Genomic DNA, 20,791 nt, shown 5'->3' with positions numbered 1-20,791 from the left:
CGCGTCACTCGATATTCTGGACCTGTTCGCGGAACTGTTCGACGATCCCCTTCAACTCCAGCCCGATCGCGGTCAACGACACGTCATTGGCCTTCGAGCACAGGGTATTGGTCTCGCGATTGAATTCCTGGGCGAGGAAATCGAGACGCCGCCCCACCGCCCCCCCCTCCGCCAGCATGGCACGAGCCGCCGCCACATGGGCAACCAGCCGGTCGAGTTCCTCGCGCACATCCACCTTGCTGGCAAGGAGGAGTGCCTCCTGATGCAGCCGGTCCGGTTCGAAGGTCTTGCCGCCGGCATTGGTCAGCACGGCGATCTGCTCGGCGAGCTTGGCACGGATCGCTTCCGGCTGGCGCGCCGGATTGGCCTCCGCCATCGCCGTGAGCCGCTCGATGCCGTCGAGCCGCTCCTTGAGAACGACACCGAGCGCCGCGCCCTCGCTGGCACGCATGGCGATGAGCGCCTCGAGCGCCGCCTCGAAGCCGGCGATCACCGCCGTCTCCACCGCCTTGCGCTCTTCCGGCGTGTCCTCGGCCTCGGCGATCTCCATCACGCCCTTGAGGGAGAGAAGGCTTTCCAACTGCACCGGCGGCGCGTCCATCTCGCGGGCGATCCGCGACACCGTCGCGGCCACCGCGCGGAGCACGTCCTCGTTAACCCGCACACTGACGGCCGAATCGCCGCGCGTCATGGTCAGATTGGCGTTGATGTTGCCGCGCGACAGGCGCGACGCGGCGATCGCCTTCAGCGACGCTTCGAGGACGTCCCAGCCCGCCGGGAGGCGCAGGCGCAGGTCGAGCCCCTTCCCATTGACCGATTTGAGTTCCCACGCCCAGTTCCAGGCACCCGAGAGGCCCTGCGTACGTGAAAAACCCGTCATGCTGGCCAGCGCCATGAACTCACTCCCCGCCCGAACCCTTCGGGAGGGCGGGACCATAGCCAGCGACGACGCGGCTCTCAAGCCGTCGTATGCTCAATCCGCCGGCGGTGCGCCGGTATTGCCGGACACGCCAGCCGCGGCGGGCTGCTGCCGCTCGATCTGGCGCCACTTCGCCACGTTGCGGTTGTGCTGGTCCAGCGTCTCCGCGAAGACGTGGCCGCCCGTACCGTCGGCGACGAAATAGAGGTCCTTGGTCTTGGCAGGATTGGCGGTCGCCTCCAGCGAGGCCCGGCCGGGATTGCCGATCGGGCCGGGCGGCAGGCCGGCAATGGCGTAGGTGTTGAAGGGCGTGGGCGTGGCGATGTCGGCGCGGGTGATCGGCCGCTCCAGGCGTCCCTTGCCCCGCACCAGGCCGTAGATGATCGTCGGATCGGATTGCAGCCGCATCTTCTTGTCGAGGCGATTCACGAAGACCGCGGCGACACGGGAGCGCTCGTCCGGCTCTCCCGTCTCCTTCTCGACGATGGAGGCGAGGATGACCAGTTCCTCCGGGGTCTTCACCGGAATCGACGGATCGCGCTTCTGCCAGATTTCCTGCAGCACCGCCTGCTGGGAACGCGCCATGCGCCGCAAGATGTCTTCACGCGAGGTGCCGCGGGTGACCTTGTAGGTCTCCGGCAGCAGGCTGCCCTCGCGCGGCGTCTGCCGCACCGTTCCCGAAAGCACCTCGAATTCGGCCAGCCGTTGCACGATCTGGTCGCTGGTGAGCCCCTCGGGAATGGTGAGGTTGTATTCGATGACCTTGCCGGAAACGAGGGTGTCGAGCACGTCCCGCGAGGAAGCCCCCGCCGCGAAGGCGTACTCCCCGGCCTTCAGCTTTCCCGAGGACCGGGTACCGACCGCCGCGGCGACGAACACCCATTTGTCGTTGATGATGCCCTTGGAAGCCAGCAGGTCGGCAATGTCCATCAGCCCGTAGTCGCCGGGAATGATGAGCGTGGTGTCCGCCGCCAGGGGGCCGGGCGCGATATAGCGGGACTTGCCGATCCAGAACGCGCTGCCGCCAAGCACGATGGCCACCACAAGCAGCGTGAAGACGGCGCTGCCCGCGACCACGAGCGGGTGGTTCGCCCGGTCCGAAGCCCGACGACCGGGCTTGGCCGGCTTAGCCGGGCGCGGCGGCGGCGTGGACGACATGGCGGATGCAGGCGACTGAGGCGGCGCCTCGGCGGGGGTGGATCCGGGGGCCGGCGAGTTCTCGTCAGTCATCGGGGCCTCGCAGAAAGCCTGAACGCGCGGATCGCAAACCCGCCGGACGGCATATGCCACATCCGCCATCTTCCCCTTGGGGAGAGATCGCTGCGTCCGCAGGGCCGCGCAACGCAGGAGGCAGACTACCTCCAAATATGGCGAAAGCGGGAAGTCGGCTCGCGACTTCCCCAAAGGTCAGCCGAAGCGGCAGCCTAGTGCGTGAAGCGCTTGAACACCAGCGAGGCGTTGGTCCCGCCGAAGCCGAAGGAATTCGACAGCGCATAGTCGACCGGGCGCTCGCGCGGCGTGTGCGGCACGAGATCGATCGGCGTCTCCATCGACGGGTTGTCGAGGTTGATGGTCGCCGGGACGATCTGGTCGCGGATGGCAAGCAGCGAGAAGATCGCCTCCACCGCGCCGGCCGCACCGAGCAGATGCCCGATCGACGACTTGGTCGAGGACATGGAGATGGTCGCCGCCGCGTTGCCCACCAGACGCTGCACCGCGCCGAGCTCGATCTCGTCCGCCATGGTCGAGGTGCCGTGCGCGTTGATGTAGTCGATCTCGGAAGCGGAAATGCCGGCGCGCTTCAGCGCCGCACCCATGCAGCGATAGGCACCGTCGCCATCCTCGGAGGGAGCGGTGATGTGGAAGGCATCGCCGGACATGCCGTAGCCGACGATTTCGCCGTAGATCTTGGCGCCACGCGCCAGCGCATGTTCCAGCGCCTCGACCACGACGACGCCGGCACCCTCGCCCATCACGAAGCCGTCGCGATCCTTGTCATAGGGACGCGACGCCTTCTCGGGCGTATCGTTGTAGCTCGTCGAGAGCGCGCGGCAGGCGGCGAAGCCCGCGAGGCCGATTCGGCTGATCGGCGATTCGGTTCCGCCGGCCACCATCACGTCGGCATCGCCGAGTGCGACCAGACGCGCCGCATCGCCAATGGCGTGGGCGCCGGTCGAACAGGCAGTGACCACCGCGTGATTCGGCCCCTTGAGCCCGTGGGCGATCGACACATAGCCGCCCGCGAGATTGATCAGGCGACCCGGAATGAAGAAGGGAGAGACCCGGCGCGGACCGCGCTCCTGCAGCAGGAGGCTGGTGTCGGCGATCCCCTGGAGGCCGCCGATGCCGGAGCCGATCAGCACGCCCGAGGAGATCTGCTCCTCATAGGTCGACGGGTGCCAGTCGGCATCGTCGAGCGCCTGCGTGGCGGCGGCCATGGCATAGATGATGAAGTCGTCGACCTTGCGCTGCTCCTTCGGCTCCATCCACTCGTCGGGATTGAAGCTGCCATTGGAGCCATCGCCGCGCGGAACCTGACAGGCGATCTTGCAGGGCAAGTCATCAACCTGGAAGCTCTCGACGACGCGCGCGCCGCTCTTGCCTGCCAGGATGTTCTTCCAGCTGGTATCGACCCCGCAACCAAGCGGCGTCACCATGCCGAGGCCGGTAACGACGACACGCCTCATTCAATTTCTCCGAAATCAGGAGCACGGCGTGCCACGACGACCTCTCCCCGAGGGGAAGCCAGCCGTCGCGGCCGCACTGCGCCGCCCTCAGGCGGCGTTCTTCTCAAGGAACTTGATCGCATCGCCGACCGTCAGGATGGTCTCGGCGGCGTCGTCGGGAATCTCGCAATTGAAGGCCTCTTCAAAGGCCATCACCAGCTCGACCGTGTCGAGGCTGTCCGCGCCGAGATCGTCGATGAAGCTGGCATTCTCAGTCACCTTCTCGGGCTCCACGCCCAGGTGCTCGGCGACGATCTTCTTCACGCGCTCGGCAATATCGCTCATCGGTTCACCCTCGTCCGTATCAGGAGGTTGCTACGTTGTTTCCATCTAGGCCGCATCCAAGGGTTTCGGATGTCGGCCCGTTATCTGCCCCGATTAGAGGATGTCGCGGACGACTCGCTTGCTGCGCACGGCGTCCGCCCCCCTGTGAGCCGAGGCGGTCGTTAGCACACTTCATCCGGCAAAACCAGCACCCGCGAGGGCACGGGAATCCCCGGATTCAGCGGCTTTGATCAGATCATGGCCATGCCGCCGTTCACATGCAGCGTCTGCCCCGTCACGTAGCCCGCTTCGTCGGAAGCGAGATAGACGGCGGCGGCGGCAATGTCATCGGGCGTGCCGAGTCGAGCGGCCGGAACCGCGGACAGGATCGCATCGCGCTGCTTTTCGTTCAGCACGTCGGTCATCGGCGTGGCGATGAAGCCGGGCGCGATGCAGTTCACCGTCACCCCGCGCGCCGCCACTTCCTTGGCGAGCGCCTTGGACATGCCGATCATGCCGGCCTTGGCCGCGGCATAGTTGCCCTGGCCGGCATTGCCGGTGACGCCGACGATCGAGGTGATGCCGATGATGCGGCCGGAACGGCGACGCATCATGTTGCGGGCGGCCGCGCGCATCAGCCGGAAGCCGGCGGTGAGGTTCACCGCGATCACCGTGTCCCAGGCTTCGTCGGTGATGCGCACGAACAGCGCATCGCGGGTGATGCCGGCATTGTTGACGAGAATGTCGAGATTGCCGCCGAACGCTTCCTCGGCCTGCGGCACCAGCTTTTCCACCTCTTCCGAGGAGGCGAGGTTGCAGGGCAGCACGATCGTGCGCTCGCCGAGCTCGCCGGCAAGTGCATCCAGCGCCTCGCGGCGGGTGCCGGAAATGGCGACCGTGGCGCCGCGCGCATGCAGGCCCTTGGCGATGGCGCCGCCGATGCCGCCCGTGGCACCGGTGACGAGAGCGGTCTTGCCGGTCAGGTCGAACATGGAAAACTCCTGCTGCTCAGACGGAAGCGGAGGGGGCGGCAAAGCTCGCCACGTCCTCGGCGGTACCGACATTGGCCGAGGCCACCTGCCGGGCGATACGCTTGGTGAGACCCGACAACACCTTGCCGGCCCCGACCTCGACGAGGCGATCCACGCCCTGCTCGGCCATGAAGGCCACCGATTCGCGCCAGCGCACCGTGCCGGTGACCTGGCGGACCAGAAGCTCCCGGATCTCGGTCGGATCGGTCACCGGAGCGGCGGTCACATTGGCGACCACCGGCACTTTCGGCGCCGCGACGGCGACCGAGGCCAGCGCCTCGCGCATCGCCTCCGCGGCGGAGGTGATCAACCGGCAATGGAAGGGGGCGGAGACCGAAAGCAGGATGGCGCGCGCCGCACCTTCCCGCTTGGCGATCTCGACGGCCCGCTCGATCGCGGCCACGTCGCCGGAGACGACGACCTGCCCCGGGGCATTGTCGTTGGCGATGTCGCAGACCTGGCCCTGCGCCGCCTCCGTGGCGACCGCGACCACCTTGTCGTAGTCGAGGCCGAGGATCGCCGCCATGGCGCCGGTGCCCACGGGGGTGGCGGCCTGCATGGCGGTGCCGCGCAGGCGCAGCAGGCGGGCGGCATCGGCGATCGAGAAGGCCCCGGCCGCGGCGAGCGCCGAATATTCACCGAGCGAATGGCCGGCCACGAAGGCGGCATCGCGGGCGAGGTCCAGGCCGGCTTCGGCTTCCAGAACGCGGATGGCGGCCAGCGAGGTCGCCATCAGGGCCGGCTGGGCGTTGGCGGTGAGGGTCAGCGTCTCGATCGGGCCGTCCCACAGCACCGCCGACAGCTTTTCCCCGAGCGCCTCGTCCACTTGCGCAAAGACGTCGCGGGCACTGGCGAAGTTGTCGGCGAGCGACTTGCCCATGCCCACGACCTGGCTGCCCTGCCCGGGAAAAACGAAAGCTGTGCTCATGCAGATGTTGTCCGCAGGTTAACGAATTTAAGCGCGGGCAGGAACACCGGCCTGCCCGCGCTGTCAAGCGTGGCCCCACCGAAAGCGGCGAGAAGTCGCCTCCAGCCCACAGGCGCCGCGATCGCCGGCGACGACGACGGCGTCGCCAGATGCCCCCTCGCCTGCGGCCCGGCAATCTTGATTTCCCGGCGTTTTCGCGTATAAGCGCGCGCACTGTCGGTCCCGGCCGGGGGCTGAACGGACGGTTGCGCTCGTCGCAACGTTGGAAATCCAGGTGATTTCCGCGCGTCCCGTGTCCCCGCCTTCGAGATTGTTCGAGCCTTTCCGAGGCTCGAAGGGCTCGGCGCCGGGACGATAGCCGCAATAGTGCGGACATAAAAAGGAAAGGCACGAGACATGGCTCTTTACGAGCATGTGTTCCTCGCGCGCCAGGATGTGACGGCGCAGCAGGTCGAGGAACTGACCGCCCGCTTCAAGGGCGTGATCGAGGCGAATGGCGGTTCGGTCTCCAAGACCGAATATTGGGGCGTGAAGACGCTCACCTACCGCATCCGCAAGAACCGCAAGGCGCATTTCTCCCTGCTCAACATCGACGCCCCGGCTCCGGCCGTTGCGGAGATGGAGCGCCAGATGCGCATCGACGAGGACGTCCTGCGCTTCCTGACCATCCGGGTCGAGGAGCTCGAGGAAGGCCAGTCGGTGATGCTGCAGAAGCGCGACCGCGACGAACGTGGCGAGCGCGGTGATCGCGGCTTCGGTGATCGCGGCTTCGGCGGCGGCGGCCGCGGCTTCGGTGGCGGCCGGGACGATCGTCCCCCGCGCCGTGACCGTGAGGAAGCCAACGCCAATGTGGAGAGTGAATGATGGCCTTCGGTAGCACCGGTTCCGCCGGCGGCGGCGCGCGCCGTCCGTTCTTCCGTCGTCGCAAGACCTGCCCGTTCTCCGGCGCCAATGCGCCGAAGATCGACTACAAGGACGTGCGTCTGCTGCAGCGCTACATTTCCGAGCGCGGCAAGATCGTTCCGTCCCGCATCACGGCGGTTTCCGCCAAGAAGCAGCGCGAGCTCGCGGCCGCCATCAAGCGCGCCCGCTTCCTCGGCCTACTGCCCTTCGTGATCCGCTGATCGCGTGACTTTCAGCCTCCGGCAGCCATGCCGGAGGCGTCGTCCTGAAGATGCTTTCCGACCGATCCGCGGGACGTCCCGTCGGGTCCATAGTTGAGGCGGGCCCTTGATCCGCTTCTAACCGCCCAAGGAGCGGGACAGCTCGTCGATGATGATGATCTGGCTCATAGCGTTCGGCGCCGGTGCGGCGTCCGCCCTGATGGTCGCCGCGGTCGCGACCGGCAGCGCCTTGGCCGTGCCGCTGTTCTACCTTGCCCCGCTCCCCGTGCTGATCGCCGGCCTCGGCTGGTCGCATCTCGCGGCCCTGGTCGCCGCCTCCACCGCAGCGGTGCTCACCGGCCTCTTCTTCGGCCTCGAGCTGACCCTTGCCTATGTCGCCGGTGTGGGCCTGCCGGCCTATGTGATGGCCTATCTGGCGCTGATGGCCCGCCAGGAAGCGCCCGACGCCCCGCTCGAATGGTTCCCTCCCGGCCGCCTCGTGCTGGCGGCGGCGGTGCTCGGCAGCCTGGCGGTGGCCTCGCTCATCCCGCTGATCGCCGGCGATTTCGCCGAGTACGAAGCGGCGCTGCGCAGCCTTTTCCAGGCCATGCTCACCGAGCGTGCCGGGGAAGCCGGCCCCGACGCCGAGCGACTCGCCGACCTTCTGGTCGCCGTCATGCCGCCGGCCGCGGCGGTGGTCACCATGGCGACCCAGCTCGTCAATCTCTGGCTGGCCGCCCATGTCGCCCGGATGTCGGGACGGCTGATCAGGCCCTGGCCGGATCTCTCGGCAATCGTGTTGCCGCGCACGGCCGCCATTCTGCTCGTCGGAACCTTCCTCGGCGCCGCGATCACCTCCGGCTTCATCGGCCTGCTGGTGGAACTGCTGGCCGCGACGCTGCTGCTGGCCTTTGGCCTGCTCGGCCTGGCGGTGGTGCACGCGGTCACGCGCGGCGCGCCGGGCCGCAGCCTCGTCATCGGCACGGTCTGGCTGGCGGCGCTCGCTCTCGGCTGGCCCTTCGCGGCGCTCGCCCTGCTCGGCCTCGCCGAAACCCTGTTCGGCGTGCGCGCCCGTTTCCCCCGCGGCCGTGGCCGCGGCGGGCCGCCCGCCGCGAACGACATGTGAAACCTCTCGAAATCGAATGCACTGAAGGAGAACGAAGATGGAAGTGATTCTGCTGGAACGCGTGGCCAAGCTCGGCCAGATGGGTGAAATCGTCCGCGTGAAGGACGGCTTCGCTCGCAATTTCCTGCTGCCGGAAGGCAAGGCCCTGCGCGCCACCAAGGACAACAAGGCTCGCTTCGAGACCATGAAGGCCCAGCTCGAGGTCCGCAATCTCGAGCTCAAGAACGAGGCGGCCAAGGTCGGCGAGAAGCTCGACGGCACCGAGGTGGTGCTGGTCCGTCAGGCCGGCGAGACCGGCCAGCTCTACGGCTCGGTGTCGACCCGCGACCTCGCGGAGGCCCTGACCGCCGCCGGCTTCACCGTCGCCCGCTCGCAGCTGATCCTCAACCATCCGATCAAGACCATCGGCCTCCACACCGTGCCGGTCACCCTGCACCCGGAAGTCGAAGTGTCGATCAAGGCCAATGTCGCCCGCAGCGCCGACGAGGCTGCCCGCCAGTCGCGCGGCGAAGACCTGTCGGTCATCCGCGACGAGGATGACGAGGACGAGGAAATCGCCGAAGTGGTCGAGTCGGCCGAGACCGAAGAAGCCGAGCAGGCCTGAACTAACCCTGCGTAAGTAACCTTACGTCATAGGCCAAACTGCCTAGCCCGGTCGTTCGCGACCGGGCTTTTTTGCGTTCTGATCGGAAAATCGAAGTGTTGCGAGGGTGGCGATGTTGTGATGCAATGAAAAGCATCAAATGGAGACATGCCCTGCGATTGGGCAAGCGGTCTCACCACAGGGACCGCTGGTACCGTGGAGCCGGCCGATGGAACGGTTGCTCAGGAGCGCGCTCGCGCGCGTCGTCCGCCGTGGTTCGCTTACTGTCGTCTTTGCATCTGGCAAGAAAGTCATCTTCGGCGATGGGAGCGGCGAGCCGCTCGCCATGCGCTTCACCTCCCCTGCCTGGGAGAAGCAGGTCGCCCTCGATCCCGAACTCAAGTTCGGCGAGGCCTATATGGAAGGCGGGCTTGTCGTCGACCGGGGCGACATCGCCCAGATCCTGGCACTGCTGATGTCCCAGGTCGGCCTGCAGGTACCCAGCCCTCCGGCCAAGCTGTTGATGAAGCTGCGCTTCCTGTTCCGGCGGCTCGCGCAGTTCAATCCGCGCGATCGCTCCCAGAAGAATGTGGCGCATCACTACGATCTCGACGGACGCCTCTACTCGCTGTTCCTCGACGCCGACCGGCAATATTCCTGCGCCTATTTCGAACGGCCGGGACAGACCCTCGACGATGCCCAGCTCGCCAAGAAGCGGCACATCGCCGCCAAGCTGCTCTTCAACCGCCCGGACCTCGCCACGCTCGACATCGGCTGCGGATGGGGCGGAATGGCGCTCTACCTGGCGGAGAATGCCGGCGCCCGCGTCACCGGCGTCACCCTTTCGCAGGAGCAACTGGGCGTCGCCAAGTGCCGCGCCGAGGAGCGCCACCTGGCGGATCGCGCCGAGTTTCGCCTGCAGGATTACCGCGATGTTCCCGGCCCCTTCGACCGCATCGTCTCGGTCGGCATGTTCGAGCATGTGGGCGTCGGCCATTACGACGAGTACTTCACGAAGATAGCGTCGCTGCTGAAGGATGACGGCGTGGCGCTGATCCACTCGATCGGCCGCTCCGAGGGGCCTGGCATCACCAATCCGTGGATCGCCAAATACATCTTCCCCGGCGGCTACATCCCGGCGCTTTCGGAGGTGCTGCCGGCGATCGAGCGCGCCGGGCTCTACGTCGCCGATGTGGAGATTCTGCGCCTGCACTACGCCGAGACGCTGAAGGCCTGGCGCGAACGTTTCCTCGCCCATCGCGAGGAGGTCGAGCGCATCTATGACGAGCGCTTCGTCCGCATGTTCGAATTCTACCTCGCCTCCTCGGAAATGGCGTTCCGCCACCAGGGAATGGAGATTTTCCAGGTTCAGCTCGCCAAGCGCGAAGGCGTGGTGCCGATGACCCGCGCCTATATCGCGGAAGCCGAGGCGGGCCTGAAGGCGGCGGAGAAAAGGAATCGACCGGGACTTCGACTGGCGGGTGAATAGACGGGGACGACCGCGTCCCCGTTATCCCCGCATTTACGTCTGGGTCGGCACACGAGCGGCATGCCCGAGCTCCCCAGCGCAGTTTGGGGGCGATGTCGGGTTAAGGATACGTTAACCTTCCTCCGCTCGTCAGCAGTACCCGGAACCGTCATGCTCGATTCCCCCGCGCGCCCCACACCCGCGCCCGAACCGCATTACCGCACGGCTCCCCACAATATCGAGGCGGAGCAGGCGCTTCTCGGCGCCATCCTCGTGAACAACGAAGCCTTCTATCGCGTCTCCGATTTCCTGCAGTCGCGGCATTTCTTCGATCCGGTGCATGTCGCCGTCTACGAGACTTCCAGCGCCCTGATTCGCGCCGGTAAGGTCGCGACCCCGGTGACGCTGAAGACCTTCCTGCCGGCAGAGCTCGACATTGGCGGCCTCACGGCGCCGCAATATCTCGCCCGCCTCGCCGCCGAGGCCACCACCATCATCAACGCCGAGGATTACGGGCGCACCATTTACGACCTCGCGGTGCGGCGCGACCTCATCGCCATCGGCGAGGAGGTGGTGAACGAAGCCTTTGACGCACCTATCGATTCGACGCCGCAGCAGCAGATCGAGGAGGCGGAGAAACGCCTTTACGAGCTGGCCGAGACCGGACGCTACGACGGTGGTTTCCTGCGCTTCAACGATGCGCTGAAGGAAGCCGTCGACATGGCGAGCCGCGCCTTCCAGCGCGATGGCCACCTGTCGGGCACCGCCTCGGGTCTCGACGATCTCGACCAGATGATGGGCGGGCTGCAGCCCTCCGACCTCATCATCCTCGCCGGCCGCCCGGCGATGGGAAAGACCTCGCTCGCCACCAACATCGCCTTCAACGTCGCCGCCGCCTACCAATCCGAGACGCTGCCGGACGGCTCCATCCGTGCGAAGGACGGCGGGGTGGTCGGCTTCTTCTCGCTGGAAATGTCGGCCGAGCAGTTGGCCACCCGAATTCTCGCCGAGCAGGCCGAGATCGCCTCCTACAAGATCCGCCGCGGCGACATCTCCGAGCACGAGTTCGACAAGCTCGCCAGCTGTGCCCAGATGATGCAGACGATCCCGCTCTATATCGACGACACCGGCGGCATTTCCATCGCGCAATTGCGCGCCCGCGCCCGCCGATTGAAGCGACAGCGCGGCCTCGACTTCATGGTGGTGGACTATCTGCAGTTGCTGACCGGCTCCTCCAAGAGCTCCTCTCAAAATCGCGTGCAGGAAATCACCGAGATCACCACCGGCCTGAAGGCGCTCGCCAAAGAACTCGGCGTGCCGATCATGGCATTGTCCCAGTTGTCGCGCCAGGTCGAAGCGCGCGACGACAAGCGGCCGCAACTGTCGGATCTTCGCGAATCCGGCTCGATCGAGCAGGACGCCGACGTGGTGATGTTCGTTTTCCGTGAGGAATACTATCTGAAGAGCAAGGAGCCCAAGGAAGGCACCGAGGAGTGGTTCAAGTGGGACCAGGAGATGAAGGCGGCCCAGGGCATCGCCGAGGTGATCATCGGCAAGCAGCGTCACGGCCCCACCGGCACTGTGAAGGTCGCCTTCGAGGCGCAATATACCCGCTTCTCCACGCTTGCCCGCTCCGACCACCTGCCGTCGCATGAGTGAGGCGTGCCATGACTGATTCTTCCGTGCCGCTGGCGGAGGCCGGCGGTCGCCTCCTCATCGATCTGCAAGCGATTTCAGATAATTACGCGCAACTTGCCGCCCGTGTCGCGCCGGCGGCCTGTGCGGCGGTGCTCAAGGGCGACGCCTATGGCACCGGGCTGGAGCCGGCGGCGACGGCACTGTGGAACGCCGGCGCCCGCAGCTTCTTCGTCGCGCTGCTCGCCGAGGCGAAGCGCCTGCGCGACCTCCTCCCCCAAGCGGAGGTGTTCGTGCTCAACGGGCTCTTCGCCGGGACCGAACAGGTGTACGATCAGTACGATCTGAGGCCGGTTCTGTGCAGTCAGGACGACGTCGCCCGCTGGCAGGATTATTGCGCCGGGATCGGACGTCCCCTCCCCGCGGCGCTGCATGTGGATACCGGCATGAATCGCCTCGGCCTCTCGGCGACGGAGGCCATCCATCTCGCCGAGGGGCGGGACGAGTTCCGCTTCCCCCTGGCGCTGGTGATGAGCCACCTCGCCTGTGCCGACGAGCCGGATCACCCCCTCACCGCCCGCCAGCTGGAAGATTTCCGCGCGGTGGCGGCGCTGTTTCCCGGCGTGCGCGCCTCGCTGGCCAATTCGGCCGGGGCGCTCGGCGACAAATCCCTGCATTTCGACATGGTGCGCCCCGGAATTGCGCTCTATGGCGGGCGCTCGCGCAGGGATACGCCGCCGCTGCGCCCGGTGGTGCGTCTCGAACTCAGGATCGTTCAGGTCCGCGAGGTGCATGAGGGCGAAACCATCGGCTATGGCGCGGCGCAGACGGCACGGCGCCCCTCGCGCATCGCCGTGCTCGCCGCCGGCTATGCCGACGGCATTTTCCGCCTCGCCGGCGCCTCCGACGGGCAGCCAGGCGCCGAGGTGGTGATCGCCGGCCGGCGCTGCCCCCTCGCCGGGCGCGTCTCCATGGACCTGATGACGGTCGACGTCACCGATCTGCCGGAAGAGGCGGTGCGCCCCGGCGACTTCGCGACGCTCATCGGCGAAGGCATCGGCGTGGACGAACTCGCCGGCCATGCCCGGACCATCGGCTATGAGGTGCTGACCGCGCTCGGCCGCCGCTTCCACCGCAGGTGGGTGTAGGCACCCTCACGCCGCGACGCGGATGGCGAGCCGGGCGCGCAGCCCCGGCGGCAGCTGGCGCGCGGATTTCACCCGCGGCAGGGCGATCTCGCCGGTCGCGCCCCGCTCCTCGCCGAACAGCGTCACGTATTCGGCATGATTGTCGAAGCGGGCGCGGGCGGCATTGTCGACGAAACTTTCCGCCGGGACGCCCTCGGCGAGCACCAGCGCATGGTCGTCGAGCTCGATATGGTAATAGGTAAAGGTCTCGGCCGCCGGCACATGGCGGATGACCGTGGTGCCGTTGACGAGCGCGGCGGCCTGCACCAGCAGGCCCTCGAGGAAGAGCGCATGGTCGGGCGAGAGATATAGGTCGCGGACCGGTAAATTCTCGCCGAGCGCACCGGCGCCGATGCGGATCGGATGGGCGGCCAGCGGATCGGCAAAAAGGGTGGCGCACCGCTTGCGGCCGATCCAGCGCACCGGCCGGACCTCTCCGGCAACGGTCAGTACCATGTCGCCAATGGCAAGATCCTCCACCGACCGCTCGCCCTCGGGAGTGGCAATGAAGGTGCCGGCGAGGAAGCAGGGCGTGAAATCCTGGGCGACGATCGCCAGATTCCCAAGCGAATTAAACGATGTGAATGAATAATAACTATAACGTTGATCGCCAAGATCTATCAGAACACCATCTACATTCCCGTCGGAATCAAGATGATATCCCTCAAATGTGCCGGAATTATATATACCTCCGGTTATATTTACCGCTTCGCCAACTTCAAAAACACCATCGTCCGCTCCTGTCGTCGAAATGGCTCCAGAATATCTGACATCAGAAGCATATTCTGAGTAAGTTCCATCGGCATTTTGTATGATAAAAATACTAGCTTGCGCGTAATTTATGGTGGGCATGCTCAGATCCCTCGATGCGTTGACAGTCGATGCAAACCTGGAGCGCCACCGGCCGGCAAAAGCCCGTGTCAGCGCCACCATCTATCCCTACGATATCTCCAGACCCTGCAATAATGCCATTCTGTTACAACTCCGCGTCCTGGAAAAACCGGCACGCCGATCGTCCCGGACCGGCAACGTCTTGCGGGCCTGCGGGCGTATCTGACGTTTCCGCTGCCGGCAGCTTCCCTCCAGACACCTCCCGCCAACCGGCCGCCGGGATGTGCCGGCCGATCCCGTCGAGACATCCGCGCCTTGCATCCGGCGGCGGGCATGCGACATAGGGAGCATCCTCCCCGCCGACAGGATTCCGCCGCCCATGGCCAAGAAGACCGCCTCCTTCATCTGCCAGGCCTGCGGCGCCGTGCATTCCCGCTGGCAGGGCAAGTGCGATGCCTGCGGCGCCTGGAACTCGATCGCCGAGGAATCGCCCGCCGCCGTCGCCCTGCCGGCGGCCCACCGTTCCGGCCGCAAGGGACGGCCGATCGAGCTGCAGTCGCTGGCCGGCTCCAATGAAAGCCCGCCACGCACGCAGACCCGCATCGAGGAATTCGACCGCGTCACCGGCGGCGGCATCGTGCCCGGCTCGGTGCTGCTGATCGGCGGCGATCCCGGCATCGGCAAGTCGACGCTGCTGATCCAGGTCTCGGCGACGCTGGCCCGCGCCGGCCATCGCGTCATCTATGTCTCCGGTGAGGAGGCGGTGGAGCAGGTGCGGCTGCGCGCCGAGCGGCTCGGCCTCGCCAACGCACCGGTGGAACTCGCCGCAGAGACCAATGTCGAGGACATCGCCGCCACGCTGTCGCAAGGGCGCACCCCGGTGCTGGTGGTGATCGATTCCATCCAGACCATGTGGACCGACAGCGCCGAATCGGCGCCCGGCACGGTGACGCAGGTGCGCTCCTCGGCGCAGATCCTCATCCGCTACGCCAAGCAGGCGGGAGCGGCGGTGATCCTGGTCGGCCATGTCACCAAGGACGGGCAGATCGCCGGCCCGCGCGTGGTGGAGCACATGGTCGACGCCGTGCTCTCCTTCGAGGGCGACGGCGCCCACCAGTTCCGCATCCTGCGCGCGCAGAAGAACCGCTTCGGCCCCACCGACGAGATCGGCGTGTTCGAGATGACCGGGCTGGGGCTGTCCGAGGTGCCGAATCCCTCCGAGCTGTTCCTCTCCAACCGCGACCGCGGCGCGCCGGGTACGGCTGTCTATGCCGGCATGGAGGGCACGCGCCCGGTGCTGGTGGAGATCCAGGCGCTGGTGGTGCCCACCAGCCTCGGCACGCCGCGCCGCGCGGTGGTGGGCTGGGATCCCTCGCGGCTCTCCATGGTGCTGGCGGTGCTGGAGGCGCGCTGCGGCATCAAGCTCGGCGGCCATGACGTGCATCTCAACGTCGCGGGCGGCTTCCGCATCTCCGAGCCGGCCGCCGACCTCGCGGTGGCGGCGGCGCTGGTCTCCTCGCTTTCCGGGGCGGTGCTGCCGGGCGACAATGTGTATTTCGGCGAGATCAGTCTCACCGGGGCCGCACGGCCGGTGCCGCACGGGCCGGCGCGACTGAAGGAGGCCGCCAAGCTCGGCTTCGCCCGCGCCGTGGTGCCGGACGCCAAGGCCAAGGAGCGCGGCGGCAAGGAGCGCGACGGCGGCGCCCCGCCGATCCCGCTCGACGTCATCGGCTCGCTCGCCGATCTCGTCGCCGGCATCGCCGCGCGGGGACCACGGCGCGCCACGCGGGCGGTGGAGGAGGCGTAAGGGACGTCTTTTGCCTTTCATTGGGAAGGGTACGTTTGCCTTCCTCATTGGGAAGGGTACGGCGGAGGACGTGCTGCGGCTCCCTCCGTCCGAGGGTAAGGGGTCTTCCTTACTTCCCCATGTTGTCCCCCCTCACCGACCCGCTTCGCGGGCCACCTCTCCCCAACGGGGAGAGGGAAAGAAAGAAGGGGGCGCATTCGCAAGGGCAGGCGGGCGTGCTCGCCACCTCCTCGAGGCATTGGAGCGTGCCCGATCCGCCGGATGGAGGCGGCTCCCTCTCCCCGTCGGGGAGAGGGATGGGGTGAGGGGTCTTCTTGGCCTCCCCATGCCGCCCCCCTCACCGACCCGCTACGCGGGCCACCTCTCCGTCGAAACCGGATATTTCCGGTTTCGACCTTGCCGGAACCGAACTCGGCAGCAGCCGAGTTCGGGCGGGGAGAGGGAGGGGCATGGGCCTTCGCCCCCTCGCCGCCGCGCAATCAGCGGGACAGGCGACACGCAACGCCGCAACGGGGATGACGTGCGCGGCGGCTCGCGCTATACCTCGCGCGCCTGCGCGGCGCCGACCTTGCAGATTCGCCCCCGCGGTCTTGCCTGCGGGCCATCGCTTTGATCACGGTGTGCTAGATTTGACGCTGCTCGACATCATCCTTCTCGCCGTGATGGTGATCTCCGGCCTGCTGGCCATGGTGCGCGGCCTCGTCCGCGAGGTGTTCGCCATCGCATCCTGGATCATCGCGGCGGTGGTGACCCTGTACGGCTATCCGCACGTCCTGCCCTATGCCAAGCAGCACATCAGCAACGACACTTTCGCCATGGCGGCGACGGTGGGCGGGCTGTTCCTCGTCACGCTGCTGATCGTCTCGATCATCACCGTGCGCATCTCCGACGCGATCCTCGACAGCCGCATCGGCGCGCTCGACCGCACGCTGGGCTTCCTGTTCGGCCTCGCACGCGGATTCCTTATAATGGTGGTCGCCTTCCTGTTCTTCAACTGGCTGGTCCAGAACGAGCAGGGGCAGCCCGACTGGATTCGCAACGCGCATTCGCGGGTGGTCTTGCAAAGTGCGGGCGACTGGCTCATTTCCGTGTTGCCGGAAGATCCCGAGAAGCTGATACGCGACATTCGCAGCCCGAAGGACGCCGAACCGACCGAACCTCCCCCGGAGCCTGTAGCCCCGGGACCGGCCGCTCCTCCGGCACAGTGAATTCGCTCGCAGCGCCGGAACGGGATCGTTTCCGGCGCTGCGGCGTTCGGATCTAGAGGCTGGAGCCCTTTGCGATCGGCTGCGCTGCCGATCAACATAAAGTGCTCCATCGAACACGCGAGAGCGTGCGCAGCCGGGACTGCGTGAAGCGGAGCAAGGTCACATGACCCACAGGACCCTTGAGACTTCGGCCATCGACCTCGCGGGGAATGGACGAGCAGCTTCGCGTGAGTCGGGGACCGACTTGTTCGATCCCTATGGCGACACGCTGCGCGAGGAATGCGGCGTGTTCGGCGTGTTCGGCCACCCCGACGCCGCCGCCATCACCGCGCTCGGCCTGCACGCCCTGCAGCATCGCGGCCAGGAAGCGGCGGGCATCGTCACCTATGACGGCACGCGCTTCCACTCGGAACGCCGGCTCGGCCTCGTGGGCGACGCCTTCTCCGACGGCGAGGCGATCAAGCGCCTGCCCGGCCACATCGCGGTCGGCCATGTGCGCTATTCGACCACCGGCGAGACCATCCTGCGCAACGTGCAGCCGCTGTTCGCCGAGCTCGACGGCGGCGGCTTCGCCATCGCCCATAACGGCAACCTCACCAACGGCCTGACGCTGCGCCGCCAGATCATCCGCGACGGCGCCATCTGCCAGTCCACCTCCGACACCGAGGTGATGCTGCACCTCGTCGCCCGCTCCAAGCGGCCGCGCTTCACCGAGCGCTTCGTCGACGCACTGAAGGCGATCGAGGGCGCCTACGCCTTTGTCGGCCTCACCAACAAGAAGCTGGTCGGCGCCCGCGACCCGCTCGGCATCCGTCCGCTGGTGCTCGGCGAGCTCGACGGCCACCCGATCCTCACCTCCGAGACCTGCGCCCTCGACATAATCGGTGCGCGTTTCGTGCGGGACGTCGAGCCGGGCGAGGTGATCGTGTTCTCCTCCGACAAGGTGGAGACGCTGCGTCCCTTCCCCGCCGTGGCGCCGCGCCCCTGTATCTTCGAGTACATCTATTTCGCCCGGCCGGATTCGGTGGTGGGCGGGCGCTCGGTCTACCAGGTGCGCAAGAATATGGGCTTCCAGCTGGCCGCCGAGGCGCCGGCCGAAGCCGACCTCGTGGTGCCCGTTCCCGATTCCGGCGTGCCGGCGGCGATCGGCTATTCGCAGGCGTCCGGCCTGCCCTACGAGCTCGGCATCATCCGCAACCACTATGTCGGGCGCACCTTCATCCAGCCGACCCAATCGGTGCGCGACCAGGGCGTGCGCATGAAGCACTCGGCCAACCGCTCGGTGGTCGAGGGCAAGCGCATCGTGCTGATCGACGACAGCCTCGTGCGCGGCACCACCTCGGTGAAGATCGTCCGCATGATGCGCGAGGCCGGGGCGCGCGAGGTGCATTTCCGCATCTCCTCGCCGCCGATCACCCACCCGGACTATTACGGCATCGACACGCCGGACCGCGACAAGCTGCTGGCCGCCACCCACGACCTCGAGGGCATGCGCCGCTATATCGGCGCCGACAGCCTCGCCTTCCTGTCCATCGACGGCATCTACCGCGCCATGGGCTATGAGGGCCGCAACAACGCGCAGCCGCAGTTCACCGACCACTGCTTCACCGGCGAATACCCGACGCCGCTGACCGACCGCACCGGCGAGGTGCCCTCGCGCCAGCTGTCGCTGCTCGCCGAGGCCAGCTGAACCGGGGTCGGGGATCGGGTATAGATTGCCTTGAAGGGGTGAGCCTCTTTGGCGTTCCTCTCCCCGCGGGGGAGAGGAAGCCTCTTCACCTTCAGCGGTTGCCAAACGGATCGGGAGAAACGGACATGGTCGAACTCAACCAGTGGCACCGCGGCCGGCTGATCGACCATATCCAGCTCGTCGTCGCCGACTATGAGGCCTGCAAGCGCTTCTACAAGGCGGTGCTGACGGTAATCGGCGTGCCCGTCGTCGAGGGCGAGGGCTATTTCTACGCCGACGAGCTGTTCGTCTCGCCCGGCCAGCCGACCACCGGGCGCGCGCACCTCGCCTTCCAGGCGGCCGACCGCGAGACGGTGGAGCGCTTCTACGAGGCGGCGCTCGCCAATGGCGGGCGCGACAATGGCGCCCCGGGCCCGCGCGACTACCACCCGGGCTATTATGCCGCCTTCGTGCTCGACCCCGAGGGCAATAACATCGAAGCCGTCACCCACGGCCCGGCCAAGCGCTCGGCACCCTCCGTGGTGCTGACCGACGACAGCCACTGAACTCCCGCAGAAACCACCCGAGGAACGCCGGATGACCGACACGCCTGCGAGCGACACTCCCGCGCGGCCGCTGGAGGGCCGGCTCGCCCTCGTCACCGGCGCCACCCGCGGCATCGGCCGCGCCACCGCTCTCGCCCTCGCCGAAGCCGGCGCGCATGTGATCGCCACCGGCCGCACCCAGGGCGCGCTGGAGGAGCTCGACGACGCCATCGCCGCGACCGGCTCCACCGCGACGCTGGTGCCGCTCGACATTCTCGACTTCGCCGGCATCGATCGGCTCGGCGGCGCGCTCTATGAGCGCTTCGGCAAGCTCGACATATTGGTCGGCAATGCCGGCGTGCTCGGGCCGATGACGCCGCTCGCCCAGATCGATCCGAAGGATTTCGAGGGCCCGCTCAACGTGAACCTCACCGCCAACTGGCGACTGATCCGCTCCATGGACCCGCTGCTGCGGCTGTCCGATGCCGGGCGGGCGGTGTTCGTCTCCTCCGGCGCCGCGCACAAGGCCCGCGCCTTTTGGGGCCCCTATGCGGTGACCAAGGCCGGGCTGGAGGTGCTCGCCCGCACCTGGGCGGCGGAGACCGCCAATGTCTCGGCGCTGAAGGTGAACCTGATCAATCCCGGGCCGATCCGCACCCGCATGCGCGCCCGGGCCTTTCCGAGCGAGGATGCCAGCACCCTGCCGGCGCCGGAAGAAGTGGCGCAGGCGATCCTCGCCCTCTGCCTGCCGAGCTTTGCCGAGACCGGCCGGCTCTACGACTTCCCCAGCCGCGCCTTCAAGGAATTCCCGGTTCCGGCGTGACGGCTCGGCGGGGTGCGGCGCGGCGGGTGAAGATCGCCACCGCCAGCACCACGCCGACCAGTTGCAGCAGCGTGCCGATGGCCTCCGCCGAGGTCGGCAGGCGCTGCTCATAGGCGAGGCCGTAGCCGAGGCCGAACACCGTCTCGGCGACGATGAGCTGGGCCGACAGCGCCAGCGGCAGCTGCCGCGACGCCACCATCCAGCAATACGTGCCGAACCACGACACCACGCCGCCCATCACCAGCAGCCAGATGAGGAAACGCGTTGCGTCGTCGGGGACCGTCGGCAGCGTGGGCGCCCGCAGCACCACCGGCAGCAGCAGCGCAGCCGCCGTGCCGGCGCCGAGACCCTGCAGCCCGGTCCAGCGCAGCGCCGAGGGCGCGCCGTCGGCGCGCATGACCACCGCATTGACCAGCCCGTAGATCACCCAGGCCGCGAGCGCCGCCACCGACAGGCCGATGCCCGCCAACATGTCGAGCGCGTCATCCGGCGGCGCCTCACCGAGCCCGGCGGCGTTCACCACCGCCAGCCCGGCGGCGATGAGGCCGAGCGGCGCCAGCAGCCGGTGCCAGCGCACGGCCGACTCGCGCAGATTGCCGATCACCGCGAGGACGACCGGCGCGGTGCCGGCGATCAGCGGCGGCACCACCGGCCCGGCGAGCAGCACGGCGTGGGAGATGGTGAGGAAATAGCCGAAATAGCCGAGGGCGCCGAGCGCGAAGCCGGTGAGCCGCTGCCGGGGCGTGAGGCCGACCGGCCGGAAGCGCGCATCCAGCATCAGCACCAGGCAGATGATGCCGAACAGGAGATAGCGCCCGACCGACAGCTCCAGCACGGTGAAGGGCACCACCGCCCGCGGCGCCACGAAGGAAAGACCCCACAGCGCGCCGGTGGCGAGGCCCGCGAGGATGCCGATGAACATGTCGGGATTCCGTTTT

Annotated in this window: 20 protein-coding genes; 12 read left to right on the top strand and 8 right to left on the bottom strand. The window is 67.4% G+C overall.

The window, feature by feature from the left end; translation table 11 throughout:
- Positions 1–4: 4 nt before the first annotated feature.
- The 6 genes from KHC19_RS22760 to fabD form a co-directional block, all read right to left on the bottom strand.
- Positions 5–895 (bottom strand): YicC/YloC family endoribonuclease, encoded by an 891-nt coding sequence (locus KHC19_RS22760; RefSeq protein ID WP_213355743.1) that lies wholly within the window; start codon positions 893–895, stop codon positions 5–7.
- A 78-nt stretch (positions 896–973) separates the two neighbouring features.
- Entirely contained in the window at positions 974–2,149 is a 1,176-nt protein-coding gene (mltG, locus tag KHC19_RS22755; RefSeq protein WP_246549365.1) for an endolytic transglycosylase MltG, read from the bottom strand.
- A 194-nt stretch (positions 2,150–2,343) separates the two neighbouring features.
- Positions 2,344–3,606 carry a beta-ketoacyl-ACP synthase II gene (gene fabF / locus KHC19_RS22750; protein ID WP_213355742.1) on the bottom strand — a complete coding sequence of 421 codons (1,263 nt, stop codon included), beginning with the start codon at positions 3,604–3,606 and terminating at the stop codon, positions 2,344–2,346.
- 87 nt (positions 3,607–3,693) lie between these two features.
- The gene (locus tag KHC19_RS22745) at positions 3,694–3,930 is read right to left on the bottom strand and encodes an acyl carrier protein (protein ID WP_013165911.1); all 237 of its coding nucleotides are present in this window, start codon (positions 3,928–3,930) and stop codon (positions 3,694–3,696) included.
- A gap of 230 nt (positions 3,931–4,160) precedes the next feature.
- Positions 4,161–4,901 (bottom strand): 3-oxoacyl-[acyl-carrier-protein] reductase, encoded by a 741-nt coding sequence (gene fabG / locus KHC19_RS22740; protein WP_213355740.1) that lies wholly within the window; start codon positions 4,899–4,901, stop codon positions 4,161–4,163.
- A 16-nt stretch (positions 4,902–4,917) separates the two neighbouring features.
- Positions 4,918–5,868, bottom strand: a complete 951-nt coding sequence (gene fabD, locus KHC19_RS22735) for an ACP S-malonyltransferase (RefSeq protein ID WP_213355738.1) — start codon at positions 5,866–5,868, stop codon at positions 4,918–4,920.
- Positions 5,869–6,264: 396 nt separating this feature from the next.
- Here fabD and rpsF point away from each other — a divergent pair, with 396 nt between their 5' ends.
- The 7 genes from rpsF to alr all read left to right on the top strand — a co-directional run bounded on the left by rpsF (position 6,265) and on the right by alr (position 12,931).
- Entirely contained in the window at positions 6,265–6,732 is a 468-nt protein-coding gene (rpsF, locus tag KHC19_RS22730; protein WP_213355736.1) for a 30S ribosomal protein S6, read from the top strand.
- Positions 6,732–6,992: a 30S ribosomal protein S18 gene (gene rpsR / locus KHC19_RS22725; protein ID WP_213356376.1), complete on the top strand. Its 261-nt coding sequence runs from the start codon at positions 6,732–6,734 to the stop codon at positions 6,990–6,992. The genes rpsF and rpsR overlap by 1 nt, the downstream gene beginning before the upstream one ends.
- Positions 6,993–7,140: 148 nt before the next feature.
- Positions 7,141–8,097: a DUF2232 domain-containing protein gene (locus tag KHC19_RS22720; RefSeq protein WP_213355734.1), complete on the top strand. Its 957-nt coding sequence runs from the start codon at positions 7,141–7,143 to the stop codon at positions 8,095–8,097.
- Positions 8,098–8,134: 37 nt separating this feature from the next.
- On the top strand, positions 8,135–8,701 hold the full coding sequence (gene rplI, locus KHC19_RS22715) for a 50S ribosomal protein L9 (RefSeq protein WP_213355732.1): 567 nt from the start codon (positions 8,135–8,137) through the stop codon (positions 8,699–8,701).
- A gap of 208 nt (positions 8,702–8,909) precedes the next feature.
- Positions 8,910–10,169 (top strand): cyclopropane fatty acid synthase, encoded by a 1,260-nt coding sequence (locus KHC19_RS22710; RefSeq protein ID WP_213355731.1) that lies wholly within the window; start codon positions 8,910–8,912, stop codon positions 10,167–10,169.
- Between the two features lie 150 nt (positions 10,170–10,319).
- Positions 10,320–11,807 (top strand): replicative DNA helicase, encoded by a 1,488-nt coding sequence (locus KHC19_RS22705; protein WP_213355730.1) that lies wholly within the window; start codon positions 10,320–10,322, stop codon positions 11,805–11,807.
- An 8-nt stretch (positions 11,808–11,815) separates the two neighbouring features.
- The gene (gene alr / locus KHC19_RS22700) at positions 11,816–12,931 is read left to right on the top strand and encodes an alanine racemase (RefSeq protein WP_213355729.1); all 1,116 of its coding nucleotides are present in this window, start codon (positions 11,816–11,818) and stop codon (positions 12,929–12,931) included.
- A gap of 6 nt (positions 12,932–12,937) precedes the next feature.
- Here the strand turns inward: alr and KHC19_RS22695 are convergent, their stop codons facing one another.
- Positions 12,938–13,822: a Hint domain-containing protein gene (locus KHC19_RS22695; RefSeq protein ID WP_213355728.1), complete on the bottom strand. Its 885-nt coding sequence runs from the start codon at positions 13,820–13,822 to the stop codon at positions 12,938–12,940.
- Positions 13,823–14,180: 358 nt separating this feature from the next.
- Here KHC19_RS22695 and radA point away from each other — a divergent pair, with 358 nt between their 5' ends.
- From radA to KHC19_RS22670, 5 genes are all read left to right on the top strand, one after another.
- Positions 14,181–15,608, top strand: coding sequence for a DNA repair protein RadA (gene radA / locus KHC19_RS22690; protein ID WP_213355727.1), 1,428 nt, complete (start codon positions 14,181–14,183; stop codon positions 15,606–15,608).
- A gap of 629 nt (positions 15,609–16,237) precedes the next feature.
- Positions 16,238–16,816, top strand: coding sequence for a CvpA family protein (locus KHC19_RS22685; RefSeq protein ID WP_281418593.1), 579 nt, complete (start codon positions 16,238–16,240; stop codon positions 16,814–16,816).
- A 163-nt stretch (positions 16,817–16,979) separates the two neighbouring features.
- A complete protein-coding gene (gene purF, locus KHC19_RS22680; RefSeq protein WP_378296987.1) occupies positions 16,980–18,506 on the top strand; it encodes an amidophosphoribosyltransferase in 1,527 nt (508 codons plus the stop codon).
- 125 nt (positions 18,507–18,631) lie between these two features.
- A complete protein-coding gene (locus KHC19_RS22675; RefSeq protein ID WP_213355724.1) occupies positions 18,632–19,051 on the top strand; it encodes a VOC family protein in 420 nt (139 codons plus the stop codon).
- A gap of 31 nt (positions 19,052–19,082) precedes the next feature.
- The gene (locus KHC19_RS22670; RefSeq protein WP_213355723.1) at positions 19,083–19,853 is read left to right on the top strand and encodes an SDR family NAD(P)-dependent oxidoreductase; all 771 of its coding nucleotides are present in this window, start codon (positions 19,083–19,085) and stop codon (positions 19,851–19,853) included.
- Here KHC19_RS22670 and KHC19_RS22665 read toward each other — a convergent pair.
- Entirely contained in the window at positions 19,828–20,775 is a 948-nt protein-coding gene (locus KHC19_RS22665; RefSeq protein WP_213355722.1) for a DMT family transporter, read from the bottom strand. The two genes, KHC19_RS22670 and KHC19_RS22665, sit on opposite strands and share 26 nt — an antisense overlap.
- Positions 20,776–20,791 lie beyond the last annotated feature (16 nt).

The sequence above is a fragment of the Ancylobacter oerskovii genome (assembly GCF_018390555.1).
In the GTDB taxonomy this organism is placed as follows: Bacteria; Pseudomonadota; Alphaproteobacteria; order Rhizobiales; family Xanthobacteraceae; genus Ancylobacter; species Ancylobacter oerskovii.
This window is presented reverse-complemented; position numbering and strand designations above follow the sequence as displayed.